The 4,483-nt window shown below is 62.0% G+C and carries 2 protein-coding genes and 1 pseudogene; 2 read left to right on the top strand and 1 reads right to left on the bottom strand.

Translation table 11 applies throughout. The annotated features are described in order from the left end of the window. Positions 1 to 964, top strand: a 964-nt coding sequence (locus tag VFU06_08515) for a ThiF family adenylyltransferase (GenBank protein HEU5209439.1), incomplete at its 5' end; no start/stop codon positions are given. 100 nt (positions 965 to 1,064) lie between these two features. Continuing rightward, a pseudogene (locus VFU06_08510) lies at positions 1,065 to 1,694 on the top strand (leucine zipper domain-containing protein). A gap of 675 nt (positions 1,695 to 2,369) precedes the next feature. Here VFU06_08510 and VFU06_08505 read toward each other — a convergent pair. Next, a partial coding sequence (locus tag VFU06_08505; GenBank protein HEU5209438.1) for a tetratricopeptide repeat protein occupies positions 2,370 to 4,483 on the bottom strand: 2,114 nt, incomplete at its 5' end.

Genomic DNA, 4,483 nt, shown 5'->3' with positions numbered 1-4,483 from the left:
CGAGTTCGCGATGTGGCACGTAAGCCTCGACGGAGCAGTGCCGCTCGACCTCGACGTCCAGACAGAACAGGCCGGGGTCACGCTGCTGGCTCCCCACTGGCCGGTCGAAGACGTCCAGCGCGGGCGTGTCCTCCTGGTCGGAGCCGGCAGCATCGGCGGAGCGGCCGCCCTGGGCATGGCGACAGCCGGCATCGGTCTGCTCCACCTCGTGGACCCGGGGAGATTGCGCTGGCACAACCTGCCCCGCCACGTCTGCGGCCCCCGCCACGTCGGCAAGCTCAAGGTCAAGGCTCTCCGCGCCGACCTAGAGGCTGCCCGGCCCGACACCCGCGTCGTCCCGCACGAGTACAACGTCGTCCGCGACACCGACTTCGTTCGTGATCTGCTCACCGAGACCGACGTGATCGTGTGCGCCGCGGACGGAGTTCTGCCACGCCGCGTCATCAGCCACCTCGCCCGGCGCGCCGGAATCCCGGCCATCCTCGCATGCGTGCTCGGCGACGGCGCCTACGGAGACCTGATGCGGCTGTGGCCACGGCCCGACCACGGCTGCTACCAATGCCGGCTGGATACGCTCACCGAAACCGGTGGTCTCATACCGGACTTCGAACCAGGCAGCGGCTACCTTGCCCAGCACCACGCCATGACCGCGGTGGGCACGGATCTGCACCTCGTCGGACAGTTCGCCGCGAAGATGGCCGTCGCCACCTACCTCCAGCGCAACGGACACCACGATCAATGGTTCGCCGGCGAACACGCCGTCGTAGCACTCCGGCCGGAACCAGGATGGTCAGCACCGTACGACCTTATCCAAGCAGGCCAAGTCAAGTGGCACCCCGCGCTGCCACCACGGCCAGATTGCCCCACCTGTCAAACGTTTGGCTCGATGCAAGGGTTCGCGGCCGAAGCACCTCGCGCGGGAAGCCTTGTGCTTCCAGTTCAAGGCAGCAGTGACGGCGGGTAGGGGCTGAGGCGAGGAGACGGGTCTTTCGGCGGCATGATGAAAGTGCGACCAACTTTCCGCCGAGCAGAAACACCCGTCCGAGCTCCACCGTAATGCCCCGCTGTCCGAGGAAGGCCGCCGCCTTCTGATCGAGCGCTGCCAGACCCGCCCGATCGCCCACGCCGCTGCCGAGATGGGATCTCGCGGCCGTGCGCGTCGAAGTGGGTTAACCGCCACCGCAGGTGCGGCGAGGCTAGCCTGCTGGACCGGCCCAGCATCCCGCGCCACCAGCCCACGGCGACGTCCGCGCAGGCCGTCGTGTGGATCGAGGCGATGCCCGGCAACGCAAATGGTCCGCGCGACGGATCGCCCTCGAGTTGGTCGGCGAGAGCGTCACGGTCTCGGTCCGCGCCGTCAGCCGGCACCTGACCCACTCGGACCTCAACCGGCGCCGGTTCATCGACCCCACCCGTGAAACCAACCGCCAACCCCGGCGGATCCATGCCCGCTGGCCGGGCCAGATGGTCCACCTCGACGTCAAGAAAGTCGGGTGTCATCCCCGACGATATTTGCACACCGTGATCGATGGGTTCTCCCGGCTCGTCTACACCGAAGCCCCCCGGATGAGCAAGCCCGCACTGCGATCGCCTTCACCCACCGAGCGAGAGCGTTCTTCGCCCGCCACGGCATCCAGCACATCCATCGGATCGTGGCTGACAACGGCGCCTGCTGCCGGACCCGCGATATCGCCACCGCGCAGGAGGAGCTATCAACCAAGCGCTTCGTTGGCTTGGGTCACTGTTCGGCGAGGAACCTGCTCAGTTATGAGTCGAAAGGTCGGGCGCCGGCGGGCAATAGTGCAATCACGACCTACCAAGACTTCGCCATAGCGATTAGCCCGGCCAGAGGCGCCTCGATGCATTTGCCTTCCGGGTTCTTACTGTCTCGGATGACGCCGTCGTAGGCTAGCTCGATGCACTGGCTTTCGTAGCCGCTGTAGCTGCTCTTTCTCCATGCCAACTCGACGCAATCATTACCTAAAGCGCTGTAGCTGCTCTTTCGCCACCGTCCGAACGATGTATAGTCCACGGGGAGCCTCATTCTGTGCACTCTGTCAACCTCACCACTGCAAGTAGGTTCAGACGCGGCCATTTAGTTGTACCGCAGGCCGCCGCAGCGATGGAGCGATCTTCGACGTCATCAGTCCGCCCGTATCGCTACGCTAGCCCGCCAGCGGAAACAGCAGCCAGGAAAGCGCTCCACGACCGAGCACTGAACCACACTTGTTCTCCGGTCGCGGATTTGCTATCCCGAACGTGCGCTAGGTTGATGGTCAGGTAGATCTCTACGCAATCCCCATACACCTGGCTAGCTGTAGATTTACGCCAGATACAATCAGTCACATCTATGGCTTTGTTCATGTCATTCACCGGTCGTTTCCTAGTTGCTGCTCGATCCGTTTGAGCAGCGCGAGGGCTCTTGGTCCGGATTGTTTACGTAGTAACTCCGCCACCTCGCGTCTGATGGATAAGGCGTCGTTAGGTCTACTGCCTTCGTCCAGAGCGTCGGCAAGGTCGGCCAATGTTGTCGCCAGTTTCCATCGATCGGCGAGTTCACGCTGGATCATTACTGCTCGCCGATTAAAGGCCGCAGCGTCGTCCAGTCGTCCGAGGTGTCGATAGGCGCGTCCAGTCACGTTCAGTGCCTGTGCTTCTTCGGAACGGTCGCCGAGTCGACGTGAGATCGTGGCGGCACGCTGGCTTGATGTCAATGCATCCGCAAATTCTCTATCGGCAATCTGGAGTAAACCGAGTTCGATCAAAAGATTGCTCTCGAGACGTTCATCCTGCTCATCATGGGCGTGGGCGAGGCCGCGTGCCAGCACCCGTCGGGAATTGGCGTGATCACCTAACTCTCGCTGAGCTGCAGCGAGCCACCGAAGAGCGACTACTTCTTCCCGTCGCTCGTCGAGCTCGTGGTGAATCTGAACCGCCTGATCAAGGTAAGAGACGGCGTCAGTGAGATGGTTCAGTTCAAAACTAATGCCGCCGAGGGTCAACATGCCGACGCCGATGAGACTTCGATGGTCGATCGACTGCGCGATGAGTAACGCCTGCATGAACTGGTTCCGAGCCTGCTCCAGGTCGCGCTCGAAGAGCGAAACGTTACCTAGACCGCTTATCGATTTCGCGAGGCCAAACTGATCACCGAGTTCTTCGAAGATTTCCATGGCAACGCGATGATGGTTAGCTGCCTCACGTAGCCGACGGGTTACTCGGGCGGTGATGCCGAGACGGTCGAGAATCACCGCCTGTCCGTATCGGTCACCAGTTCGCTCGGCCGCGTCGAGGGCTTTCCGTTGGATGTCGAGCCAGGCATCACGTGAGTCGCGCGCTGTGAAGACTCGAGCGAGCACTGCGGTGATTTGCCAGGCGATTCGATCGAATCCAGTGGAGGCTGCGGTACTGGTGGCGGTCATTAGGTTGGTTCGATTGGCCTCATACCAGGCAAGTGAAGCGGCATAGTCCGGGAAGGTCGGCGGTACAATGTCAGATGGCCGGGGGTCGAGTTCGATTGTGAAGTCATTCCCGCCCGGCGCGATCATTGCTTTCGCGGCGTGTGCGGCGGCCAGGTACCAGGAAAGTATGCGATGTAATGCTGCATGCTGCTCTTCTTGTGATTCCTCATGGTGAACCTGGTCCGCGGCGTATGCACGGAGCAGGTCATGGAACTGGTAGCAGTCAGAACAGATGTGCTCGAGGAGGTTTGCTCGGATCAAGTCGTCCACCTGCGACCGCACTTTACTGGGAGACTGTCCGGCTAGCGCCGCGGCCGCTGCGAGGGTGAATTGCGGTCCTGGGTGGAGTCCGAGTAGGCGGAAGAGTCGCGCAGTACTCTTCGGGAGCGCCCGATAAGACCATGCGAAGACCGTACGCACCGCGTCGGCTTCCTCGTCGTTCTCCGTCGAAAGGGCATCCCACAATGCGGATTCGTCGCGCAGATCTTGAATCAGTTCGCTCAGCGGCATTTTGGGTCGGCCGGCTGCCCGCTCGGCTGCGATACGCAGAGCCAGTGGCAACCGAGCGCACAGTCGAGCCAACTCGGCAAGGTCGTCTGCGGAATCCTCAGTTCGGTATCTGACGGTGACTGCGCGCAGGAGAGTGACAGCCTCGTCGTCTGTCAGAGTCTTCACCGCGATGCGCTGTGCGCCGTCGCGAACTGCCAGTCCGGGCAGGCTGCTGCGGCTCGTCACCACGACCAGACACCTCTCGCTGCCCGGAAGCAGTGGTCGCACCTGTGTGACTGTCGCCGCATTGTCGAGGACAATAAGTATGGATTTCTCGGCTACCAGGGAGCGATACATCGACGCCTTCGCGTCCATATCCGGCGGAATATCGCTAGCCCGCACATTCAGAGCACGTAAAAAATGATCCAGGGCATACTCGACAGTAACGGGAAATCCGGGATCGTAGCCCCGTAGATTCACATAAAGTTGGCCGTCGGTGAAACGGTCCCGAACGCGGTGAGCCCAGCGCAACG

This window comes from Longimicrobiales bacterium, assembly GCA_035764935.1.
Taxonomy (GTDB): Bacteria; Gemmatimonadota; Gemmatimonadetes; order Longimicrobiales; family RSA9; genus DASTYK01.
The sequence above is the reverse complement of the archived record's forward strand: the minus strand, read 5'-3'. Positions and strand labels throughout refer to the sequence as shown.